Source organism: Gilliamella sp. CG13 (genome assembly GCF_046635805.1).
GTDB classification, from domain to species: domain Bacteria; phylum Pseudomonadota; class Gammaproteobacteria; order Enterobacterales; family Orbaceae; genus Gilliamella; species Gilliamella apicola_I.
On record NZ_JBIDFM010000003.1, the window covers coordinates 57,465 to 78,317 of the forward strand.

Annotated in this window: 17 protein-coding genes and 1 other RNA gene; 9 read left to right on the plus strand and 9 right to left on the minus strand. The window is 37.4% G+C overall.

Annotated features, from left to right (window positions below; translation table 11 throughout):
- The first annotated feature begins 1 nt into the window (after nt 1).
- From ACGH6R_RS05810 to rlmB, 9 genes are all read left to right on the plus strand, one after another.
- Nucleotides 2–988, plus strand: a complete 987-nt coding sequence (locus ACGH6R_RS05810) for a MucB/RseB C-terminal domain-containing protein (protein WP_267350579.1) — start codon at nt 2–4, stop codon at nt 986–988.
- Nucleotides 989–1,143: 155 nt separating this feature from the next.
- The gene (gene lepA, locus ACGH6R_RS05815) at nt 1,144–2,940 is read left to right on the plus strand and encodes a translation elongation factor 4 (RefSeq protein ID WP_065559570.1); all 1,797 of its coding nucleotides are present in this window, start codon (nt 1,144–1,146) and stop codon (nt 2,938–2,940) included.
- Nucleotides 2,941–2,960: 20 nt separating this feature from the next.
- Nucleotides 2,961–3,962 carry a signal peptidase I gene (gene lepB, locus ACGH6R_RS05820; protein ID WP_411599143.1) on the plus strand — a complete coding sequence of 334 codons (1,002 nt, stop codon included), beginning with the start codon at nt 2,961–2,963 and terminating at the stop codon, nt 3,960–3,962.
- 5 nt (nt 3,963–3,967) lie between these two features.
- Nucleotides 3,968–4,648 (plus strand): ribonuclease III, encoded by a 681-nt coding sequence (gene rnc, locus ACGH6R_RS05825; RefSeq protein ID WP_267361084.1) that lies wholly within the window; start codon nt 3,968–3,970, stop codon nt 4,646–4,648.
- Nucleotides 4,645–5,550, plus strand: a complete 906-nt coding sequence (gene era / locus ACGH6R_RS05830; RefSeq protein WP_411597170.1) for a GTPase Era — start codon at nt 4,645–4,647, stop codon at nt 5,548–5,550. The genes rnc and era overlap by 4 nt, the downstream gene beginning before the upstream one ends.
- Nucleotides 5,551–5,937: 387 nt before the next feature.
- Entirely contained in the window at nt 5,938–7,530 is a 1,593-nt protein-coding gene (gene purH / locus ACGH6R_RS05835) for a bifunctional phosphoribosylaminoimidazolecarboxamide formyltransferase/IMP cyclohydrolase (RefSeq protein WP_411599144.1), read from the plus strand.
- A 45-nt stretch (nt 7,531–7,575) separates the two neighbouring features.
- Nucleotides 7,576–8,868: a phosphoribosylamine--glycine ligase gene (gene purD, locus ACGH6R_RS05840; RefSeq protein ID WP_411599145.1), complete on the plus strand. Its 1,293-nt coding sequence runs from the start codon at nt 7,576–7,578 to the stop codon at nt 8,866–8,868.
- 199 nt (nt 8,869–9,067) lie between these two features.
- On the plus strand, nt 9,068–11,497 hold the full coding sequence (gene rnr / locus ACGH6R_RS05845) for a ribonuclease R (protein WP_411599146.1): 2,430 nt from the start codon (nt 9,068–9,070) through the stop codon (nt 11,495–11,497).
- Entirely contained in the window at nt 11,498–12,250 is a 753-nt protein-coding gene (gene rlmB / locus ACGH6R_RS05850) for a 23S rRNA (guanosine(2251)-2'-O)-methyltransferase RlmB (protein WP_411599147.1), read from the plus strand.
- Nucleotides 12,251–12,520: 270 nt separating this feature from the next.
- On the opposite strand, the gene ACGH6R_RS05855 is transcribed toward rlmB, so the two are convergent.
- The 9 genes from ACGH6R_RS05855 to epmA form a co-directional block, all read right to left on the minus strand.
- The gene (locus tag ACGH6R_RS05855; protein WP_267361072.1) at nt 12,521–13,981 is read right to left on the minus strand and encodes a catalase; all 1,461 of its coding nucleotides are present in this window, start codon (nt 13,979–13,981) and stop codon (nt 12,521–12,523) included.
- Nucleotides 13,982–14,275: 294 nt separating this feature from the next.
- Nucleotides 14,276–14,821, minus strand: a complete 546-nt coding sequence (locus ACGH6R_RS05860; protein ID WP_411599148.1) for a 5-formyltetrahydrofolate cyclo-ligase — start codon at nt 14,819–14,821, stop codon at nt 14,276–14,278.
- A 24-nt stretch (nt 14,822–14,845) separates the two neighbouring features.
- Nucleotides 14,846–15,028, minus strand: a non-coding RNA gene (ssrS, locus tag ACGH6R_RS05865) — 6S RNA.
- A gap of 56 nt (nt 15,029–15,084) precedes the next feature.
- A complete protein-coding gene (zapA, locus tag ACGH6R_RS05870) occupies nt 15,085–15,378 on the minus strand; it encodes a cell division protein ZapA (protein ID WP_065559560.1) in 294 nt (97 codons plus the stop codon).
- Between the two features lie 7 nt (nt 15,379–15,385).
- Nucleotides 15,386–17,248 carry a 1-deoxy-D-xylulose-5-phosphate synthase gene (gene dxs, locus ACGH6R_RS05875; protein WP_411590082.1) on the minus strand — a complete coding sequence of 621 codons (1,863 nt, stop codon included), beginning with the start codon at nt 17,246–17,248 and terminating at the stop codon, nt 15,386–15,388.
- A 15-nt stretch (nt 17,249–17,263) separates the two neighbouring features.
- Nucleotides 17,264–18,136 (minus strand): (2E,6E)-farnesyl diphosphate synthase, encoded by an 873-nt coding sequence (gene ispA, locus ACGH6R_RS05880; protein WP_411590012.1) that lies wholly within the window; start codon nt 18,134–18,136, stop codon nt 17,264–17,266.
- Nucleotides 18,126–18,371: an exodeoxyribonuclease VII small subunit gene (gene xseB / locus ACGH6R_RS05885; protein WP_065559557.1), complete on the minus strand. Its 246-nt coding sequence runs from the start codon at nt 18,369–18,371 to the stop codon at nt 18,126–18,128. The genes ispA and xseB overlap by 11 nt, the downstream gene beginning before the upstream one ends.
- A 126-nt stretch (nt 18,372–18,497) precedes the next feature.
- Nucleotides 18,498–19,868 (minus strand): DNA recombination protein RmuC, encoded by a 1,371-nt coding sequence (rmuC, locus tag ACGH6R_RS05890; protein ID WP_411599149.1) that lies wholly within the window; start codon nt 19,866–19,868, stop codon nt 18,498–18,500.
- Between the two features lie 2 nt (nt 19,869–19,870).
- Complete coding sequence (gene epmA / locus ACGH6R_RS05895; RefSeq protein WP_267361064.1) at nt 19,871–20,845, minus strand: elongation factor P--(R)-beta-lysine ligase; 975 nt, start codon at nt 20,843–20,845, stop codon at nt 19,871–19,873.
- Nucleotides 20,846–20,853 lie beyond the last annotated feature (8 nt).

Sequence of the window (20,853 nt, forward strand, 5' to 3'; positions counted from 1 at the left end):
AATGAAATTAAAATTTTATTCAAATTTCCAAACAATGATAAAACAGAGTAGCTATATATTTGCTAGTCTGTTTTTTCTGCTAATGTCCCTGTCAATTCAAGCTAGTGAAAATAATGATCCTGTCGCTCTGCTGAATAAAATGAGCAAGGCAGTGCAAACTCAAGATTATCAAATTCACTTCTTATCACAAGATAAAAATCAATACGTTACCACATATGAATACACGCATTTAGGTGCGGAAAATAAAAAAGATGTCAAAGCGTTGTTACTTTATCTTGAAGGTGCTGCGAGAGAAATTATTTTACATGAAAACGTCATTAGCTACTTCCAACCGGATAGCGAGTCTTTTTCGATAAGCAGTTCACGAATTGTTGAGGCTTTCCCAGATATTATATATAACGATTTTAATGAACTTACCGATGTATATGACTTTACTTTATTAGGAAAAACACGGACAGCAAATCGTAGCGTACAATTGGTTAAAATGGTCGCAAAAGATAAAGATCGTTATAGCTATGTTATTTGGGTTGATGATGAAATTTACCTACCGATTCGTATAGATTTATTAGATCAACATAGCGAAATTATCAGCCAACTTAAAGTCGTCGATCTCGACGAAAATTTTGATAAAAAAGCAGTAAAGGAATACATCGAAACTCGAAGCTACCCTATTTTATTATCTATTGAAAAACAAGAAAACGTACTCGATTCATGGCGATTAGCATGGCTACCCAAAGGATTTAAAGAAGTGGCAGCATATAATGTCAATTTTTATAATTCAGATATAGCCACAAAGCTTTTTTCAGATGGCGTTTTTTCATTTACAGTCAATGTTTCTTCCGAAAAAGCAAATCAGGCTAATCAGTTTATCCAACAAGGTGGACGAACCATTTTTTCAACCAATATTGCTAAAAAGAATATTATCATTATTGGTAATCTACCGCGAACGACTATAGAACGTATTGCACAAAATATTATTGAGAAATAGTGGCTAACTTCTCGATAACGCTATGCTTAGCAGTGATAAATGTGTAAAATGCTACTCTTTCTAGCTTTATAATTATTATGAGATACTGTTTATCACTATTCGGTATTTAAATAGTTAATAGTTTACAACTAAAATACAAAATATAATTTATTGATATGAATAAAAATATCCGCAATTTTTCAATTATTGCTCATATTGACCATGGTAAATCTACACTTTCAGACCGCATCATACAAATTTGTGGAGGCCTTTCTGATCGTGAAATGGCAGCACAAGTTTTAGATTCAATGGATCTTGAACGTGAACGTGGTATAACAATTAAAGCACAAAGTGTTACGCTCGATTATCATGCAAAAAATGGTGAGACATATCAGCTTAATTTTATTGACACCCCCGGTCATGTTGACTTCTCTTACGAAGTATCGCGATCGTTAGCGGCTTGTGAAGGGGCGTTGTTAGTGGTTGATGCAGGTCAAGGCGTTGAAGCACAAACTCTGGCAAACTGTTATACCGCTTTAGATATGAATCTTGAAGTTGTCCCAGTGCTAAATAAAATTGATTTGCCCGCTGCTGAGCCGGAACGTGTGGCAGAAGAAATCGAAGATATTGTTGGTATTGATGCCTCTAATGCTGTTCGCTGTTCAGCAAAAACAGGTGTGGGGGTTATTGATGTACTCGAACAATTGGTTAATGATATTCCGCCACCTGAAGGCGATTCAAATGCACCTTTGCAGGCATTGATAATTGATTCATGGTTTGATAATTATCTTGGTGTTGTGTCTTTAATTCGCATTAAAAATGGTGAACTAAAGAAAGGGGATAAAATCAAAGTGATGAGCACAGGAATGACTTACAATGTTGATCGCCTTGGAATATTTACCCCAAAACAAGTCGACAAAACCTGTTTACAATGTGGTGAAGTAGGTTGGGTTGTCTGTGCAATTAAAGATATTTTAGGGGCTCCTGTTGGTGATACATTAACTTCTGCTAAAACGCCAGCAGAAAACCCATTACCGGGGTTCAAAAAAGTAAAACCCCAGGTTTATGCTGGGTTATTCCCGACTAGTTCGGATGATTATGAAGCCTTTCGTGATGCACTTGGAAAATTAAGCCTAAATGATGCATCGCTATTTTATGAACCAGAAAACTCAGGTGCATTAGGGTTTGGTTTCCGTTGTGGTTTCCTTGGATTATTACACATGGAAATCATTCAAGAGCGGTTAGAGCGTGAATACAACTTAGATTTGATTACGACAGCGCCAACAGTAGTTTACGAAGTGCTGACAACGTCAAACGAGATAATCTATGTTGACAGCCCTGCTAAACTACCTGCTGTTAACAATATTCAAGAATTGCGTGAGCCTATTGCCGAGTGTAACATTTTGGTACCACAGACTTATCTTGGCAATGTTATTACACTTTGTGTTGAAAAGCGTGGAGTACAAACGCATATGGTTTATCATGGAAATCAGGTGGCGCTAACCTATGAAATCCCTATGACTGAAGTGGTCTTAGATTTCTTTGATAAATTAAAGTCAACTTCTCGTGGTTATGCTTCATTGGATTATAGTTTCAAACGTTTCCAAGTTGCCGATATGGTCAGGTTAGATGTACTCATTAACGGAGAACGTGTTGATGCGTTAGCGTTAATCACTCATAAGGACAATGCACCTTACCGTGGTCGCGAATTAGTTGAAAAAATGAAAGATTTAATTCCACGTCAACAATTTGATATTGCTATTCAAGCAGCAATCGGAAATCATATCATTGCGCGTTCGACCGTTAAGCAATTACGTAAAAATGTATTAGCAAAATGTTATGGTGGTGATGTTAGTCGTAAGAAAAAACTTTTACAAAAACAAAAAGAGGGTAAAAAACGCATGAAACAAGTGGGTAATGTTGAATTACCACAAGAAGCGTTTTTAGCTATTTTACATGTCGGTAAAGATTAACCAGTAAAAGAGGAAAAAAAATGGCTAATACATTCGCCATCATATTAACAATAGCAACATTGATAACGGGTATCTTTTGGTTTTTAGAAAAATACCGCTGGAAGCCTGCAAGACAGCGTAAAGTTGAGGAAGTCCGTAAACAATGCAATGGTGAAATCGATGGAAAAGTGCTGGCTCAAGTCGGTAAACCAAAAGGCTGGGTAGAAAATTTAGCCTCATTTTTCCCCGTTCTTTTTGTTGTCTTTTTCATTCGCTCGTTTCTATATGAACCGTTTCAGATTCCGTCTGGTTCGATGATGCAGACACTTTTGATTGGTGATTTTATTGCTGTTCAGAAATATTCTTATGGATTGCGTGATCCCATTACTAATACGGTCATTATATCGACAGGGCACCCTAAACGCGGAGATGTTGCCGTTTTTAAACACCCAGATGGTTCAAAAATTGATTTAATTAAGCGTGTAGTTGGATTGCCTGGTGATAAAATTGTTTACTCAGTTCAAGACAAAAAACTCTTTATTTATCCTGCTTGCCAAAGTAGTGATATCAACTGTGTAGGGCAAAAAACGCAACCACTGGATTTACATTACAGTGAACCAAAATTAAGTAATTGGAAACAAGTTTATCAGCAATTCAAATCAGGGCCTAATTTTTATACTTTAGAACAGTATAAAGAAAAAGGTATTGCTGATTCAAACTCTGTCGAATCATTAAATATAAACATACAGCAAGAAACACTAGGTGATGAACCACACGATATTTTAACAACGGAAAATATAATTGAAAAACCTCAATACTTTTTCCATCAAAATGGACAACCGCTTGCGACTTGGGTTGTACCAGAAGGCAATTACTTTATGATGGGTGATAATCGTGATAACAGTGGCGACAGCCGTTATTTTGGATTTGTGCCTGAATCAAACTTCGTTGGTAAAGCGACAGCAATATGGATTAGCTTTGAAAAACAACCCGATGAATGGCCTACGGGTATTCGCTTTAGCCGTATTGGAGGCATACACTAGTCGCCATGAGTATTAAAAATTTAAAATCATTGCAACAGTCGATTGGCTATCAGTTTCAAAACCTTTCGTTACTTGAATTAGCCTTAACTCATCGAAGTGCGAATAAACGACATAACGAACGCCTAGAGTTTCTAGGCGATTCTATTTTAAGCTTTGCCATTGCAGACGATCTTTTTCATCGATTTAAACAGCAAGATGAAGGTGATTTAAGTCAGATGCGAGCAAGCTTAGTTTGTGGCACAACATTGGCTGAAATAGGCAAAGCATTTAATTTAGGAAATTATCTGACTTTAGGACAAGGTGAATTAAAAAGCGGTGGTTTTCGTCGGGAATCAATTATCGCTGATGCAGTTGAAGCCATTATTGGTGCGATCTATTTAGATAGTAATATTGAAAATGTCAGGCGGTTAATATTGTCTTGGTATCAGAGCCGGTTAGCAGAAATTAAACCGGGTGTGAAACAAAAAGATGCGAAAACAAGACTTCAAGAATACTTGCAAGGGATACATCAAGAACGTCCCTGTTATTTGATCCTCGAAGTCACAGGTGATAAACACGAGCAAGAATTTTTGATTCAATGCAAACTTGAAAATGATGATCATCAATATTTAGGGCGAGGACTTAGTCGCCGTAAAGCCGAACAAGCTGCTGCTCAACAAGCACTCAATCAATTAGGTATAAAATGACAGAAACAACACAACATTGTGGATTCGTTGCCATCGTAGGTCGACCAAACGTCGGCAAATCAACTTTATTAAATCAATTATTAGGTCAAAAAGTTTCTATTACCTCGCGTAAAGCTCAAACAACACGTCATCGTATAGTGGGCATTGATACTCAAGGTAATGACCAAATAATTTATATTGATACACCCGGTCTTCACATTGAAGAAAAAAGAGCGATTAACCGCCTTATGAATCGAGCGGCAAGTAGCTCTATTGGTGATGTAGAGTTGGTGATTTTTGTCGTTGAGGGGACACACTGGACCGATGATGACGAAATGGTTGCTAACAAATTGAAAGATTGTAAGTCTCCAGTCTTATTAGTGATCAATAAAATTGATAATGTTACCGATAAAACCCAATTGTTACCTCATATTCAAGAAATCAGCCAAAAAATCAATTTTCTTGATGTCGTACCAATTAGCGCTGAAAAGGGTGAAGGCATTGATATCATCAAAGATATTGTGAAAAAACATTTACCGGTTGGTGAACACCATTTTCCAGAAGATTACATTACTGACCGATCGCAACGGTTTATGGCATCTGAAATCATTCGTGAAAAATTAATGCGTTTTTTAGGGGATGAATTGCCTTATTCGGTAACCGTTGAAATCGAACAATTTAAAGTTGATGAACGTACAGGCATGTATCGAATCAATGGGTTGATATTAGTCGAACGTGATGGTCAAAAGAAAATGGTCATTGGCAATAAAGGTGAAAAGATCAAAAAAATTGGGATTGAAGCTCGTAAAGATATGCAATCTTTTTTTGATACTAAAGTTCATTTAGAGTTATGGGTTAAAGTCAAAGCAGGTTGGGCTGATGACGAGCGTGCATTACGCAGTCTTGGCTATAGTGACGATTAAACCTCATTGCTTAGTTATTTGATGAGTTATCAATTTAGTTTAGGTTATGCCGCTTCATTAATAACTCATTTTTTAACCAAATAAATTTTATTGCGATAGTCATACATTAAAACCGTCTACCTATCAATTTATCGGTTACTACCAATCAAACAATACTTTTTATTTTACAAAAAATCAGATCACTTTTATAACTAAAAAAGCTTGTTCTATTTTTCAAAGTGAAATTTTCAAATGCTCCATATGCTAGGCTTAAAATGTTAGATTCGCTTTGCAGGATATAATTAAATTTATCAGAATATAAACTAATCACTAAACATCGATGATGCTTTTCTATATAATACCGATTCAATTGATTTGGATTTAAAGTATTAACTTCGGAGCCCCATCATGCAGCAGTTTCGACCTATTCATCGCGCTTTACTTAGCGTATCTGACAAAACCGGTATTATCGAATTTGCCCAAGCTCTTCATCAACGAAACGTTGAACTTCTTTCTACGGGCGGTACCGCTAAATTGCTTATGAAACACAATATTCCCGTCATTGAGGTTTCAGACTATACCGGATTTCCTGAGATGATGGAGGGAAGAGTCAAAACGCTTCATCCTAAAATTCATGGTGGAATTTTAGGGCGGCGAGGTTTAGATGATGATGTGATGCATCAACATCAAATTGCACCGATTGATATGGTCGTGGTTAACTTGTATCCCTTTGCTGACACCGTCGCTAAATCAGATTGCCGTTTAGAAGATGCCGTTGAAAATATTGATATTGGTGGCCCCACCATGGTACGTGCCGCGGCTAAAAATCATCAAGATGTCGCTATTGTTGTTGATTACAATGATTATGCGGCCATTATTGAATTGATGGATCAGCAACACAATTCCCTGAGCTACTCATATCGTTTCAATTTGGCGATTAAAGCTTTTGAACACACAGCAAAATATGATGGCATGATTGCCAACTATTTTGGACAGTTAGTGCCGCCTTATTATGGTGAAATCGATAAAATGTCTGGACAATTTCCACGAACATTGAATCTTCAATTTATCAAAAAGCAGGATATGCGTTATGGTGAAAATGCACATCAAAAAGCGGCTTTTTATATTGATGAAGATATAAACGATGCATCGATTGCGACAGCTAAACAATTACAAGGTAAGGCACTTTCTTATAACAATATTGCGGATGCGGATGCAGCACTTGAATGCGTTAAATCCTTTGATGAGCCAGCGTGTGTGATTGTCAAACACGCTAATCCTTGCGGAGTGGCTGTGAGTGACACCCTTTTGAATGCTTACTTAAATGCGTTTAAAACCGATCCAACGTCTGCTTTTGGTGGGATTATTGCTTTTAATCGTTCTTTAGATGCAAAAACGGCAACCAGAGTTATAGAAAACCAATTTGTAGAAGTGATTATAGCACCGTCAATTAATGAAGATGCACTTGCCATAATGCAGACAAAAAAAAATGTACGTGTATTAGCATGTGGTCAATGGTCGCAATCATCGAATAGTCGTTTAGATTTTAAACGAGTAAATGGTGGACTGTTAGTTCAAGAACATGACTTAGGTATGGTCACCGAAAATCAATTGACAGTGGTGACCAAACGGCAACCAACTCAAAAAGAACTATCTGATGCACTGTTTTGCTGGAAAGTGGCTAAGTTTGTTAAATCCAATGCCATTGTTTATGCCAAAGACAACATGACCATTGGAATTGGAGCAGGACAAATGAGTCGTGTGTATTCGGCTAAAATAGCCGGTATAAAAGCGCAAGATGAAAATTTAGAAGTAGCGGGTTGTGTGGTCGCATCTGATGCATTTTTTCCATTCAGAGACGGTATTGATGCTGCGGCTAAAGTAGGGGTAACTTGCGTGATTCAGCCAGGTGGATCTATCCGTGATGATGAGGTTATTCAAGCTGCTAATGAACATAATATTGCAATGATTTTTACTAATATGCGTCATTTTAGACATTGATCGTATAATATAAATGTCAGTTAAGAACAAATTAAAGGAATGGGTATGAAAGTATTGGTTATTGGTAATGGTGGTCGTGAGCATGCTTTAGCATGGAAAGCGGCACAGTCCCCCTTGGTTACAAAAGTTTTTGTCGCACCGGGTAATGCAGGTACAGCACTTGAGCCTAATTTAGAAAATATTAATATCAAAGCAAATGATATTAGTGGATTACTTAATTTTGCCCAGCAACAGCAAATTGATTTAACCATAGTGGGGCCTGAAGTCCCATTAGTGCTTGGTGTTGTTGATAGTTTTCAAAAAGCCGGATTAAATATTTTTGGGCCAACTAAATCGGCAGCTCAGCTAGAAGGTTCTAAAGCTTTTACTAAAGATTTTTTAGCGCGTCACCAAATCCCCACTGCTGAATATCAAACTTTTACTGAAATTGATCCTGCCATTGCCTATATACGTGAAAAATGCGCCCCCATTGTGATTAAAGCCGACGGGCTAGCGGCCGGTAAAGGGGTTATTGTCGCCATGACCCTTGAAGAAGCTGAAAATGCTGTACGCGATATGCTAGCGGGTAATGCATTTGGTGATGCGGGTCATCGAGTGGTTATCGAAGAATTTTTAACGGGCGAAGAAGCTAGTTTTATTGTCATGGTTGATGGCAAGCATGTCGAGCCAATGGCAACAAGTCAAGATCACAAGCGAGTCGGTGACGGTGATACGGGTTTAAATACGGGGGGAATGGGCGCTTACTCTCCAGCACCTGTTGTGACAGATGAGGTGTTTACCAAAGTTATGGAACAAATTATCTATCCAACCGTAAATGGCATGGCTCAAGAAGGCAATGTTTATGTTGGTTTTTTGTATGCAGGTTTAATGATTGATAAACAGGGTAATCCTAAAGTAATTGAATTTAATTGTCGCTTTGGCGATCCCGAAACCCAACCCATTATGATGCGTATGCAATCAGACTTGATTGAGTTATGTTTGGCGGCGGTAAATGGTCAATTAAGTACGGTTAAATCCAAGTGGGATAGAAGACCTGCATTAGGTGTCGTTATGGCGGCTGGTGGTTATCCAGGTGAATATAATACCCAAGATACAATCATTGGTTTACCTACTGAATCGACAGCTGATTGTAAAGTGTTCCATGCAGGTACGAGTTTTGAAAAAGGGCATGTGTTAACTAACGGTGGTCGTGTACTTTGTGTCACTGCTTTAGGAGATACGGTATTGGACGCTCAGCAACGTGCTTATCAACAAGTTGATAAAATCCATTGGCACGGCTGTTTTTATCGTCATGATATCGGTTATCGCGCCATTGAGCGTGAAAAAAACACTAAATAGATGAATAAAACATAATTGAATTTATATCATTTATAGGCTTAGAAATGGCGAATTAGATTCGGTTTTGATGTTAATAATTTAGTTTTGTTTAGCTATGTAAATTATATCGATAAAGATTAGTAGTAAAAAGGAATGTTTATTTTAAGTTACATAACTCTATGTTATGCTACCGATTAAATATGATCTCTGGATATTCCTTATGATAAACGATCCATTCTATGAACGAGAAGCGCAGAAATATGATTCACCGATAGCCAGTCGCGAATTAATATTAGATTACCTAACCAAAGAGGCGAAGCCTGCTAATTTAGAAAAAATTGCCCAAGCCGTTTCCATTAAAAATGAAGAACAAAAAGAAGCACTACATCGCCGCTTACGTGCAATGGAACGCGATGGTCAAGTCGTGTTTACACGCCGTAAATGTTATGCATTGCCTGAAAAGTTAGATATGGTTAAGGGGAAGGTGATTGCACATCGTGATGGTTTTGGCTTTTTACGTGTTGAAGGAAAACCTGAAGATTACTTTTTATCGCCAGAACAGATGAAAAAAGTCTTACAAGGTGATGTAATTTTAGCCCAACCACTGAGTAATCAATATCGTGGAAAAACAGAAGCACGTGTTGTGCGTATTTTAGAGCCTCGCAGTAATTTAATTGTTGGTCGTTACTTTATTGAACAAGGCGTTGGATTTGTGGTGCCTGATGATAGTCGCTTAAATTTTGATATTTTAATCACTGGTAAACCGAAACGCACAGTACGCATGGGAACGGTCGTCGTTGTTGAGTTACAACAACGCCCAGAACGTCGTCAAAAAGCGGTCGGTGTCATTAAAGAAGTCCTTGGTGAAATCATGGGGACTAACTTAGCCATAGATATTGCTCTTCGTAATCATGAAATCCCATATGAATTTCCTAAAGCCGTTGAAAAAGAGGTGAGTAAATTTGGTGATGAAGTGCCCGAAAAAGCCAAAAAAGGGCGTAAAGATTTACGGGATCTACCTTTAGTTACCATTGATGGTGAAGATGCACGTGATTTTGATGATGCCGTGTATTGCCAAAAAAATCGTGGTGGAGGTTACCGATTATGGGTGGCAATAGCCGATGTCAGTTATTACGTCAGACCCGATAAAGCACTTGATAAAGAAGCCTGCTTACGCGGTACATCGGTGTATTTTCCTTCTCGTGTCGTGCCGATGTTGCCTGAAGCTTTATCAAATGGACTTTGTTCGCTTAATCCACAGGTAGATAGACTATGTTTAGTTTGTGAAATGACCGTATCAAACAAAGGCCGTTTGACCGGTTATCAATTTTACGACGCTGTGATGAATTCACATGCCAGATTGACTTACACGAAAGTTGCAAAAATTTTAGACGGTGATAAAGAACTACGTCAACATTACCATGATTTAGTGCCACATTTAGAAAACCTATATGGCTTATACAAAATATTAGATAAGTCACGAATTGCTCGTGGAGCGATTGGTTTTGAATCGGAAGAACCGAAATTCATTTTCAATGCCGATAAACGGATCGAAAGTATTGAGTTAGCACAACGTAATGATGCACATAAAATTATTGAAGAGTGTATGATTTTAGCTAATGTTGCAGCAGCAAAACTGGTGATTGAAGCGGACGTACCTGCTTTGTTTCGTGTTCATGATCGTCCTGATGAAGAGCGAATGAATAACTTACGTAGCATCTTACAAGAACTAGGATTATCGTTAGGTGGCGGTGGTAATCCAAAATCAAAAGATATTGCCGAATTGATGCTAGCGATTGAAGATCGTATTGATAGTGATATGTTACAGACAGTTATTTTACGTTCGATGAAACAAGCGATTTATGATCCAGAAAATCGGGGTCATTTTGGGCTTGCACTTGAAGAGTATGGTCATTTTACCTCGCCAATTCGACGTTACCCTGATTTACTGTTACATCGAACTATTAAGTGGATATTAGCCAATGAACAGCATAAAACCAGTAAGACAGGCGGGCATCGTTATTCCATTAACGAAATGCTCTATTTTGGCGAACATTGTTCACTGACTGAACGTCGAGCCGATGAGGCAGTGCGTGATGTGGTTGATTGGCTCAAGTGCGATTATATGCAAGATCATGTGGGTGAAGTCTTTAATGGTACCATATCAAGTGTTGTGAACTTCGGGTTTTTTGTCAGATTAGATGATCTGTTTATAGACGGTTTGGTACATGTTTCATCGCTTGAAAATGATTATTATATATATGACGCATCTCGAAATCGTTTAATTGGTGAAAATACCCATTACAGTTACCGTTTAGGTGATAAAGTTAGCGTTAAAGTAGAAAATGTTAATCCTGAAGAAAGAAAAATTGATTTTGCCTTGGTCAGTAGTAATAATAAGCCTAAGCGTCATGGTAAAACCGCAAAAACTAAGGCTAAACAGCTAAATGATAAAAATAATAACGATATTGCACCGGCTAAAAAGCGTAAAAGCAAAAAACAAGTAGTGAGTGGCAGCGTTAGAAAAAAGGTGAAAGCGACAAATAAAAATAAAGGAAAGCGCAAAAAGGTAGATAAAAATGCGGTTCAAATCGCATCGACATCAACAAGTAAAACGGCTAAAAGTAAGAAAGTAAAGAGTAAAAAATAGATGAGTGAAACAGTTTACGGTATCCATGCTATAGAAGCACTTTTAACACGTGCCCCTGAAAGAATTATTGAGGTTTACATCGCCAAAGGGCGGGAAGATAAACGTCTTAATAGTCTTGTGCATGAAATAGAACAACTTGGTTTAATCGTGAAAATAACCCATCGCCAGTGGTTAGATGACAAATCTAAAAATGGTGTACATCAAGGTATTTTAGCAATAGTAAAACCCTGTCGTACCTATCAAGAAAATGACATTCCATTACTAGTTGAACAGCAACCCAATCCCGTTATTCTGATTTTAGATGGCGTAACAGATCCACATAATCTTGGTGCCTGCATCAGAACAGCAGACGCCGCAGGGGTTAATTTTATTATTGTCCCGAAAGATCGTTCGGCTCCGCTTAATTCGACGGCACAAAAAGTGGCTTGTGGAGCCGCTGAAAGTATCCCTGTTGTTCGGGTAACCAATTTAGCTCGTACCATGCGAATGTTACAAGATGAGTATCAAGTGTGGATTGTGGGCACGGCTGGAGAAGCAGAACGTACACTTTATCAAACCGACTTTTACAAATCATCAACAAGTATTCCACTGGCTCTGGTTATGGGCGCAGAAGGGGAAGGCATGCGACGTTTAACCAAAGAACATTGTGATGAATTGGTCAGTATTCCAATGGCGGGAATTGTGTCATCGCTGAATGTCTCGGTAGCAACGGGCGTTTGCTTATTTGAGATAGTCAGACAAAAAAATAAGTAGTTAAAAAAGGACAATAAGCTTGGTTTAGTTAAACCACTAACCAAGCTGAAAATAAAACAATATTTGATTGTTTTCTCAAGAAATTCTTCCAAATAACCAGCAAAACAGTTTTATATTTATCTATAAATTTTCAACAATAGGGTTAAGTCCTGTTCGCCAGCCAAAATAAGAGTAAATACAAATAAATAGCCTGTTTATTTAACTTAGTGCTAAATTTATTAACCATACAGTGCCGATTAAGCAAAGTCGGCACTGTGGTTATATGGTGAACTAACTTTTGATAAGATCGATTTCAATTCCTAACCCATTGGCAACACCAGAACCATAATCAGGGTGGACTTTATAAAAGTGTTTAAGCTGTCTAATTTGGATATCACGATCAACGTTTTTCATTGAACCGACAATATTATCAATTAGGAGCTGTTTTTGATCGGGACGCATTAAATTGAATAATGCTCGTGGCTGTGAATAGTAATCATCGTCAACACGATGATCATGTCTATCCATTGTACCAGCAGGCACATGCATCGGTGGCTCAGCATATTGTGGTTGTTGTTTAGGTGCGCTATCAACACTATTTGGCTCATAATTAGGCGCATTATCTGGTGTATAAAAGCGCATAGCTCCATCACGTTGATAATTGTGTACCGGACATTTCGGCGCATTGATCGGTAATTGTTGGTAGTTTGTGCCTATACGATAACGATGTGCATCGGCATAAGCAAAAATTCGCCCTTGTAACATCTTATCTGGCGATAACCCCGTTCCAGGCACGACATTACTTGGTTCAAATGCGGCTTGTTCAACTTCAGCAAAATAGTTTTCTGGATTACGATTAAGTTCCATTACGCCCACTTCAATTAATGGATATTGTTTTTGTGACCACACTTTTGTCACATCAAAAGGGTTTTCAGGATGATGATTGGCTTGTTCTTCAGTCATTACCTGCATGTAAAGGCGCCATTTAGGATAGTCGCCGCGTTCAATTGCATTAAATAAGTCTTCTTGTGCTGAGTCGGGATTGCTACCATCTAATTCGGCTGCTTTTTTAGGATGGATATTTTTAATACCTTGTTCCGTTCTAAAATGCCATTTAACCCAAGTCCGAACATTATCTTTATTAATAATACTGTAAGTATGACTACCAAAACCATGCATATGTCTAAAGCCGTCAGGAATACCACGGTCAGAGAACAAAATGGTAACTTGATGAAGTGACTCCGGTGACAAAGACCAAAAATCCCACATCATTTGCGGATCTTTTAAGTTGGTTTTAGGATCACGTTTTTGGGTGTGAATAAAATCTGGGAATTTGAGGGCATCACGTATAAAAAATACCGGTGTATTGTTACCTACAATATCCCAGTTTCCCTGATCGGTATAAAATTTTACAGAAAATCCTCTAGGATCACGGGCTGTATCGGATGAACCTCGTTCACCGCCAACAGTTGAAAATCGGGCAAACACAGGAGTTTGTTTGCCTACTTTGGCAAAAATACTGGCATAAGTATATTGAGTGATATCATTAGTCACGGTAAATGTACCATGTGCACCCGAACCCTTAGCATGTACACGTCTTTCAGGAATGTTCTCACGATTAAATTGTGCAAGTTTCTCAATAAGCTGATAATCATCAATTAATACAGGGCCTCGAGGGCCAGCAGTACGGGAATTTTGATTATCGGCTATTGGAGCTCCATTGTTGGTGGTTAAGGCTTTTTTTTCTGACATTGCTACACTCCTTTTTATTATAAAAAAAAGTCTTAAGAAATAAAATTCCACCATGAGTTAGAATATTTATTCCCTAAGACTTGAGTATGAAACAATAATACAAAACAAAAAAAGAACTAAAAGGATGAATAACATACTGTAAAAAGAAAGATTGTAATTTACAAATTATTACTTTTGAATAGCCATTGTTTAAAAAAACAAAGTTAAGAAATGAAGCGTAAATAAGTATACAACTATTCAATTTTAAATGATACAAATTTCAATCACTTTTTTTAATATAATTGTAAAGGTGATTCAGGCATAAATGATTTGAGGTAATTGGATATCCCAAGGTTGGTTGCTTAGTTGCTGAACTTTTTGGCAGGCAAAACCTAAACCTATAGGTAAAATTTGGTCTGCTTTATAATTAGCTAGCAAACGATCATAAAATCCGCCGCCCATTCCTAAACGATAACCTCGATCATCGAATGCAACTAAAGGAGTGAAAACAATATCTAATTTTTGATGGGGAATGACATTTAATACATTTAAAGCGGGTTCTAAAATACCATACTTATTTTTGATTAATTGACTGTTAGGCGTGTATTGAATAAAAAGTAAGTGAGTGGACACAAAAGGATGAATTATCGGTAAATAGACAGCTTTATTTTGCTGCCATAAATATTCAATAATAGGTTTAGTTTCAATTTCGCCATCAAAAGAGAGAAATATTGCGATATTCTTGGCTTGTCCAACGGCAGTATAATCAGCAATTTTTTGGTAAACTTGTTGCTGGGCAATTTGACGTTCATGAGGCGATAATTGACGCCTTTTTTGGCGAATAATCTGTCGGATGTTCATTAAGTTATCACTTATGAAGAAAAGGAAAACTCCAAGATGTCGTTAGGGTCGTAACCCTTGAACCCAAGGTTCAAGGTGAACAACGTGTTTTAATTTTTAGGTTTCCTTAACATTAAGGCATACACACCAATTAAAAGTCACATCATTCTAAAGTAAAGAATATCGGCTCAGGGGACTAACCCTTAATCGCGAACATCCCAGAGATGGGTAACATAATACAAAATTTGAAAAATCATACAATAGTATTTTTATTAAATTTACAATTAGAGTGATTCATTGTTAGAGTTTAAAGCCGAATCAAGTAACTGTTGTAATAATTTTAAGCGACCACTAAACTGATCACTCTTTTCTTTTTCTTTAGTCAGTTCGTAAGAGATATTCAGTGCAGCCGTCATAATTAGTTGATCACTTCCAACTTGTGGTGATTTTTCACGTAAATTTGTCAAGCGTAGATCGAGATCTCTCGCAGCATTATTGAGGGCGTCCACTTCATCAACTGGACAATTAAATTTTAACGTTCGTCCAAAAATTTGAATAGTGACAGCTTGAGTTTCCATATTTTACCTATTGATTTATAAATTTATTGATTTTATCGATAATATGTTCTGAGTTTAATCCCATTTCAGCCCTAATTTCACTTTGTGATCCTTGTGGAATAAACCTGTCAGGTAATCCAATGTTTAAAATATCACATTTTATTTTTTTCGATAACAGGAATTCATTGATGCTACTTCCTGCTCCGCCTTTAATACTATTTTCTTCTATTGTGACTAGTATATTATGGGTTTGGCTAATCTGCAAAAGTACTTTCTCATCTAATGGTTTTACAAAGCGCATATCAATAACTGTAGCATTAATTTGCTCGGCAGCTTGTAAAACTTCAGGGAGTAATGTGCCAAAATTGAGTAAAGCTATTTTTTCGCCTTCTCGGCATACCTTAGATTGACCTAATGGAATGGCATTTAAAGGTGCTAGCGGTGTTCCTGTTCCTTCTCCTCGAGGATAACGTACCGCTGCAGGCCCTTGATGAAGATAGCCAGTATATAGCATTTGACGACATTCATTTTCATCACTTGGTGTCATGATAACTAGATTTGGTATACATCTTAAAAAACTTAAATCAAATGCCCCTTGATGGGTTTCTCCATCTGCACCCACGATCCCCGCGCGATCTATTGCAAACAAAACAGGCAGATTTTGTATTGCAATATCATGAATAACTTGATCATAAGCACGTTGTAAAAAAGTAGAATAGATTGCCACAATCGGTTTAAAGTCACTAATAGCAAAACCTGCCGCTAACGTTACCGCATGTTGCTCAGCAATAGCCACATCATAAAACTGGTTGGGATAACGTTTAGCAAATTCAGTCATACCAGAACCTTCACTCATTGCGGGGGTAATAGCGATCAATCGCTCGTCCTTTTCTGCCATTTCACACAGCCATTCACCAAAAACTTGCGAATAGGTGGGTGCAATTTTTTTATCTAACGGGAAAGTTCCATCAATAGGATCAAACTTTGGTACACCATGCCAGAGTGTCGGGTTCTTTTCAGCAGGCTCATAGCCTTTCCCTTTTTGTGTAATGACATGCAATAACTGAGGGCCTTTTAATTGTCGCACTCTTTGTAATGTGGAGACTAAATTTTCAATATCATGTCCGTCAATGGGGCCAATGTAATTAAAACCCAGTTCTTCAAATAAAATGGCAGGAGTGATTAAACCTTTTAAATGTTCTTCTGTTTTTTTAACTAACTCTTTTAATGGCGGAATATTGGAAAGAACACGTTTGCCACTTTCTCGAAAAGAAGTATAGGCCTTACTGGATAGAATTTGCGTTAAATGTTGATTTAATGCTCCGGTATTTTCAGAAATGGACATATCATTATCATTTATAATCACTAACATATCGGGTTTGATATGACCTGCATGATTCATTGCTTCAAATGCCATGCCTGCTGTTAATGCACCGTCTCCGATAATGGCTGCAACTTTTTGACCTGATTGTTTTTTTTGTTCACTAATGGCAATACCCAATGCTGCACTGATTGAAGTTGAAGAATGTCCTGTAGTTAATACGTCATATTCGCTTTCTTCTCGATGTGGAAAAGAATGTATGCCGTCTTTTTGGCGAATAGTCAGCATCTGATCACGGCGACCCGTTAAAATTTTATGTGGATAGGCTTGATGTCCAACATCCCAAATAATTTTATCGAATGGCGTATGATAAACGTAATGGAGGGCGACCGTTAATTCAACTACGCCAAGACCGGAAGCTAAATGTCCACTGGATTGACTTACACTAGTTAACAAAAATTGCCTAAGCTCACGACAAATCGCAGATAATTGCGAAAGCGGATAGCGCCTAAGATCGGTTGGAGAGTTAATTTGTTTTAATAGCGGATAATTATCTAAATTCATCTTTATTATTGAGTGAGTGTGTTAACTATTACGATTAATAATATAACTAGCAAGGTCTTGTAATGGCTTACTATTATAAGGTATTTGCTTCACACTATCGATAGCTTGTTGATAAAGTTGTTGTGTCAACTGTTGCGCATTTTTTAATCCCATTAAGGCCGGATAAGTGCTTTTTTCATGTGCAATATCTGAACCTTGTCGTTTTCCCATAATGGCTTGTTCGCCAATAATATCTAAAATGTCATCTTGAATTTGAAAAGCAAGTCCAATTGCCTTTGCATAATGATCTAAATTAGCATAATAAGGGATAGCTTGATTACCGCTCGCATAGGCGCCTAAGCGTATCGCTGCTTTTATCAAAGCGCCAGTTTTGTAGCAGTGAATTTTTTGTAGATGCTCAAGTGATATCGATTGGTGTTCAGCTTGTAAATCAAGTGATTGTCCTAAACACATCCCATCTAAACCACTTGCTTGTGCCAGCTCGGTTATCATTCTAATTTTGGCTTGATCATCGATGAATTGGCTTTCAGCTAATAATGTAAATGCTAATGATTGTAATGCGTCTCCGGCTAAAATAGCCTGTGCTTCATTAAATTGAATATGGCAAGTAGGTTTACCTCGCCGTAAATCATCATTATCCATAGCAGGTAGGTCATCATGAATAAGCGAATAGGTATGGATCGATTCAATTGCGGCTGCCGGTTCGTCCAAATTAGCAAGTGGACAACCAAACATTTGACCTGTTAAATAGACTAAAATAGGGCGTATTCGCTTACCACCAGCAAGTAAACTGTAACTCATAGCTTGTTGCAAAGTCGATGCCGATTTTTCGGATAAATACGATGTTAAAAAAGCATCAATACGATCTTGCAACGTTTTTAAGTTATTCATCATCATCCACTAAAAAATCTGACAATTCAGCATCACTATTTTCAGATAATAAAATTTGTATCCGTTGCTCTGCTTGTTTTAACTGTTTTTGACCCGCTCTGGCAAGCTTGACCCCTTTTTCAAATTCATTCAATGCTTCATCTAGGGGGAGGTCACCATTTTCTAAATGTGTGACGATAGTTTCAAGCTGTTTCAGTGTTTCTTCAAAACTCGGTTCTTTAGTCGTTTTTTTGGGCATAAGGTAATCCTCTTTTTACTCAGTGAGTATACACGTTATTTTAAGAATGGTGAATGACACTTTATCTGTATATTCTCGCATTTAGCGATCTTCAATGCCTGACGTTCTTCGTTATCAATACAATACCTAGTTACCGTGATTATTTGAAATAGTCTCTTGCTTCTGCTCCAATTCATCTAGTGACACTAAAGCAAGATCAGGATCGATCGGTTTTTTAACTTCAACACCTAATTCCCGAAATTTTTCAATTTGACCAATGACGTTACCTCGTCCTTTAGCCAATTTATTCATTGAATTTTGAAATGTTTGTTGTGCTTTATCTAAACAGTTACCCAAATTTTCCATATCCTCAACAAAACCACGGACTTTATCATAAAGTTTACTTGCTCTATCGGCAATTAATTCGGCATTACGATTTTGATATTCAAATCGCCATAGATTATGAATAGTTCGCAGTGCCACTAAAAGCGTGGTTGGACTGACTATCATAATATTATTTTTTAGTGCCTCATTGATTAATGAGGGATCCTGATCTATGGCACATAAAAAAGCGGGTTCGACGGGAATAAACATCAGAATATAATCTAACGAATTAATGCCGATAAGTTTATGATAGTCTTTTTGGCTAAGTTGTTTAAGATGATTACGGACTGCTATCAAGTGGTCTGACATGGCTTTAGCTTTGATGACGTCATCTTCGCCATTAAAATAGCGCTCATAAGCAACAAGGGTGACTTTTGAATCAATCACAACATCACCACCTTGAGGTAAATGTACAATAACATCAGGCTGTAATCGTCGATTATCGTCATTGGTTAGATTTACTTGTGTTTCATATTCATAACCTAAACGTAATCCAGAATTATCCAAAATTTGACTGAGGATAAATTCACCCCAATTTCCTTGAGTTTTATTATTTCCTTTTAAGGCATTGGTAAGATTAATCGCTTCTTTAGTCATAAGCTCATTGAGTTGCTGCAAATTACGAATTTCGTGTGTCAGTGTATGACGCTCTTTCGCTTCTTGACCAAAACTATCTTGAACTTGTTTTTTAAAGCCTTCTAACTGCTCTTTAAGTGGTGACAATAAAAAATCTAAACTTTGTTTATTTTGTTGTTCAATTTTTTTACCACTGTGTTCAAATATGCGGTTAGCTAAGTTTTCAAATTGGGTTGTAAGACGTTGCTCGCTTTGTTCAAGAATAGTTTGACGTTCATGCGCAGAATTAAGCGTTTCTTCTAAGCGAGTTTTCAGTTCGCTAATTTTCATATTTTGAGCAACGTGTTGTTGTCGATACGCATTAAGTTCATTTTCTAACTGCATGACTTGTTTGACAAGAGTCTGCAATTCCTCTTTTTTCTGTGACAATTGAATATCAAATAATTGTTTGAGATTATGGCTGGTAAATTGGTACTTAAAAACGATTATCAATAAAATTAAGGATACACAACAAAAAATAATTGCAATCCAATCAATTAATCCCAACGCAGCAAGCATAATTAAGCCCTTTCAAAAGTAAATGATACCACATCCGCTAAGCTTTGTGACTCAAGCGCTAGCATGATTAGGCGATCTAATCCTACCGCAACGCCTGCACAATCAGGCAATCCTGCTTCCATTGCTGCTAATAATTCAACATCAATATTTTGTTGTGGTAAGTTTAATTTGGTGCGATCCAGATTATTTTGTTCAAATCGTAGCTTTTGTTCTTGCGCATTTGTCAGTTCTTTAAATCCATTGGCAAGTTCTACACCTTTATAATAGAACTCAAAACGACTTGCAACACGATGATCTTCGGAACTGATAGTGGCTAATGCTGCTTGAGAAGCAGGAAAATTAAAGACAGCTATGGGTCTATCTTTCCCGATATGCGGTTCAACGCCTAAGGTAAACAAGCACTGTAATAATGAATCTCGATCATAATCTTCAGTTTTTATACCCATGTTGAGTTGATTTGCGGCAGTAATTAATGTTTGGTGATCTGCTTCGAGCGGGTCGATATTTAAATGACGTTGAAAAGCTTTTTGGTATGAAATCCTTTCAGCAGGCTCACAATCTAAGACGTATTGTAATAGATCGTCGACTTCGTTGATCATTTGCATCATATCAAATTGAATTCGATACCATTCAAGCATAGTAAACTCGGGATTGTGAATTCGACTCACTTCTTCATGATTACGAAAGGATTTACAGATTTGATAAATAGGACCACTGCCCGCAGCCAGTAAGCGTTTCATATGGTATTCAGGACTGGTAATGAGCGTCATTTTTTGTCCTTGAGATAGTTCAAATTCGCCTGGTTTATAAAAAGTGGTATCAAAGGAACTTAAATGCACATCCGTGACAGCATATTGGCTTAAAGTTGGAGTTTCAACTTCTAAAATACATCGGTCAGCAAAGAATTGTCTTACTTGAGAAACGATTTTTGCGCGCTTAAGAAGGTTAGTGATAGATGCAGAAGGTTGCCAAGTCATAAAAAAAT

Excerpts from the sequence above, each read along its gene's own strand:
- lepB (WP_411599143.1), top strand. The coding sequence starts at position 2,961 with ATGGCTAATACATTCGCCATCATATTAACAATAGCAACATTGATAACG.
- zapA (WP_065559560.1), bottom strand. The coding sequence starts at position 15,378 with ATGGAAACTCAAGCTGTCACTATTCAAATTTTTGGACGAACGTTAAAA.
- rlmB (WP_411599147.1), top strand. The coding sequence starts at position 11,498 with ATGAGTGAAACAGTTTACGGTATCCATGCTATAGAAGCACTTTTAACA.
- era (WP_411597170.1), top strand. The coding sequence starts at position 4,645 with ATGACAGAAACAACACAACATTGTGGATTCGTTGCCATCGTAGGTCGA.
- ispA (WP_411590012.1), bottom strand. The coding sequence starts at position 18,136 with ATGATGAATAACTTAAAAACGTTGCAAGATCGTATTGATGCTTTTTTA.
- xseB (WP_065559557.1), bottom strand. The coding sequence starts at position 18,371 with ATGCCCAAAAAAACGACTAAAGAACCGAGTTTTGAAGAAACACTGAAA.
- epmA (WP_267361064.1), bottom strand. The coding sequence starts at position 20,845 with ATGACTTGGCAACCTTCTGCATCTATCACTAACCTTCTTAAGCGCGCA.
- rnr (WP_411599146.1), top strand. The coding sequence starts at position 9,068 with ATGATAAACGATCCATTCTATGAACGAGAAGCGCAGAAATATGATTCA.
- purD (WP_411599145.1), top strand. The coding sequence starts at position 7,576 with ATGAAAGTATTGGTTATTGGTAATGGTGGTCGTGAGCATGCTTTAGCA.
- ACGH6R_RS05860 (WP_411599148.1), bottom strand. The coding sequence starts at position 14,821 with ATGAACATCCGACAGATTATTCGCCAAAAAAGGCGTCAATTATCGCCT.
- rnc (WP_267361084.1), top strand. The coding sequence starts at position 3,968 with ATGAGTATTAAAAATTTAAAATCATTGCAACAGTCGATTGGCTATCAG.
- rmuC (WP_411599149.1), bottom strand. The coding sequence starts at position 19,868 with ATGCTTGCTGCGTTGGGATTAATTGATTGGATTGCAATTATTTTTTGT.
- purH (WP_411599144.1), top strand. The coding sequence starts at position 5,938 with ATGCAGCAGTTTCGACCTATTCATCGCGCTTTACTTAGCGTATCTGAC.
- ACGH6R_RS05855 (WP_267361072.1), bottom strand. The coding sequence starts at position 13,981 with ATGTCAGAAAAAAAAGCCTTAACCACCAACAATGGAGCTCCAATAGCC.
- lepA (WP_065559570.1), top strand. The coding sequence starts at position 1,144 with ATGAATAAAAATATCCGCAATTTTTCAATTATTGCTCATATTGACCAT.
- ACGH6R_RS05810 (WP_267350579.1), top strand. The coding sequence starts at position 2 with ATGAAATTAAAATTTTATTCAAATTTCCAAACAATGATAAAACAGAGT.